Consider the following 2,289-nt stretch of genomic DNA (forward strand, 5'->3'; position numbering starts at 1 on the left):
TTCCCAGCCTTTAAGGGAAGTAACAGAAGCTATCAAACCTGATCTAACCGAACCATACGTTCAGAGTGACCCACTCAATAGTCCTTATCCTATTCCTTGGAATTGGGTCTTGGAAACCCACGCTGAACTGGTTGCTAATCAGAGTTTTGGGTTTAGGTACTATCGCAGCCAATCACTAGTGTCTCCTGATGGCAAGTATGCTGCCTATAGTCGCATTCAACTACAAGGACAGCCGGAACTATACCGCAGCCGCATCAGTAGTGTGATGTTTATAGAAAATTTGCAGACTGGACATTTGCGCATCATCACTGCATCTTCTCCCTTAGCTAACCATCATAATGATGATAAATTAAGCGGCGCAATCGCTATTCTGATTCCCGTGTCTTGGACAGAATCAAGCGATCGCCTTCTAGGGCGGCAATTTGAAGGTTTTTTTAATAGCTCAGATGGTTCTGATTACGCAGTAATTTGGGATCGGAACCAAAATACGGTGACCACCTTGGCTCCTGAGCGCATCCATTATACTAACGCACTGTTGCTAGGCTGGAGTCAAGCTAATCCAGATCAAGTGCTATTTCAGGCTGGTGAGTTGGGCAATGAGTATTGGCCAATGTGGTCTGTTGAACCCAATGGTTACACTGCTCTTACCTTTGAGGATGAACCTATGGTTTATGGTGAATCAGTAGAACACATTTGGTCTGGTTCCCAGGCACGCTGGTAATCTCAAAGGATGAAGGATGAAGGATAAATTTTCATAATTCATCCTTCATCCTTCACACTTCATAGTTTACCAATTATCTTTGGTGTTGTGCTACCAATTTTTTTAGGTAAGAGTAAGCTTCTTCTGGTGAAAGAGTGAAGATTTGACCTTTGCATAGGATTTCGTACCTTCCTAAGTAATAACCATGTCCACCAATTAAACCCATCTTTGCGGCTTGATTGCCAAGCTTGGTTAATTCCTGTCGAATTGAATAGTCCAATTCTTCTATTTGTTGATCAATAACTTGATTAATAGTTTGTTCCTTCATGTTTGACCGCTCCTCGTTTATTTATAATACTGCTTTATGCACCCCACAACCCATCGACCTGGGGATAGCGGTCAACAAATTGGGCGCTTGCCTGGATTAACTGCATGAATGTACTCACTTCCTGATGTCGGCCATCCCCGTTTATAGGATGCTTCCTCAGGTTTCCCCCAACCTAGCTGCAATATAATTTCCCAAAAGTTGTAATTCTTATATTCATAGAGATTTGCCCATTCCGTTTTCTGGGCGACCTCTTTTACATCATTGGGCATAATTTTTTGATAGTCTTTACCAAAATTAATACTTAGGTATAAGTCCATACCTTGGATGCCTCTATGCCAAAACTCGAACAGGTCAGCTTTGGCAGCTTTAATGATTTTCAGGTCACTCTCTAGGGCGGCTAACTGCTCGTCAATAGCAGGATAACGTAGAGTCTTTCCTTTCATAGTCAGTTCGCGCCAAATAATGCCTGAAACTTGGTGTTGCCGTTGGTAGCTGTGAACTGCGGCTTTAAAGTCGTTATAAGCACTGAACTTTTGAATTCCCTCCGGTTTCAGAAAGCGATCAATCACAGGGTTACCAGACACCGAAGCTGCCAGATTAAGACGTTGCCCATTCATGCACGAACGACGTTCTTGAGCCAAAATTTCGATTAGCTCCTGTGTGCTGTAAACCTTGGACATCAGCACGGATGTTAACTGTACTTACAAATAGCTTAACCCGTAAACGTGACAAAAAAATAGGGTAAACGCCAATGGCAGTTCACTCATGACTAAAACAATTGTCTTCATGTTACGTTGTGGGAGTTTGATTGGATGGATGTCTAACCAGTAGCCAAATTAAATCACTCTGATGTTAACTGAGCATTAATATCATTGACAGTGCGCAGCTTTAACTCCACGGATTCTGAACGGGGTAGTAAGTTAAACACTTCCCGAAACACATCATCTATCTGTTCATAAGGAACTTGTCCAATTTCGTTGAGTACTACCTCTGCATTTTGGTCAATCAGTACTGTCTGGGGAATTAAATCTTGGTAGTAGTATCCCGCTTCTGTGGGTGTATAGGTAGCATCGGCTAACAAAGTGTCGATGTTGACTGGAATAAAACTCGCTGCCCTACCATAAGGCTCCTGTAACTTAGAGATAGTCACAGAATATAGCTTGCAATCCCTACTGTCATCTACGTAGAACACCAACAAAGCTGGCTTTTTCCTGCGCAAAGAATCTTCTAAGGTAATTCGTGGTGGGACTATAGAGCCATT

The 2,289-nt window shown here is 42.6% G+C and carries 4 protein-coding genes; 1 reads left to right on the forward strand and 3 read right to left on the reverse strand.

Going from position 1 to position 2,289, the window contains the following annotated elements; genetic code table 11:
• Positions 1–721, forward strand: a 721-nt coding sequence (locus F6K49_RS42270) for a hypothetical protein (RefSeq protein ID WP_293107334.1), incomplete at its 5' end; no start/stop codon positions are given.
• Positions 722–794: 73 nt separating this feature from the next.
• Here the strand turns inward: F6K49_RS42270 and F6K49_RS42275 are convergent.
• The 3 genes from F6K49_RS42275 to F6K49_RS42285 form a co-directional block, all read right to left on the reverse strand.
• Positions 795–1,028: a hypothetical protein gene (locus F6K49_RS42275; RefSeq protein ID WP_008182312.1), complete on the reverse strand. Its 234-nt coding sequence runs from the start codon at positions 1,026–1,028 to the stop codon at positions 795–797.
• 71 nt (positions 1,029–1,099) lie between these two features.
• Positions 1,100–1,708, reverse strand: a complete 609-nt coding sequence (locus F6K49_RS42280; RefSeq protein ID WP_293107337.1) for a hypothetical protein — start codon at positions 1,706–1,708, stop codon at positions 1,100–1,102.
• 161 nt (positions 1,709–1,869) lie between these two features.
• Positions 1,870–2,289 (reverse strand): thylakoid membrane photosystem I accumulation factor (locus F6K49_RS42285; RefSeq protein WP_293107340.1); only part of this gene is annotated, 420 nt, incomplete at its 5' end.

Source organism: Moorena sp. SIO3I6 (assembly GCF_010672095.1).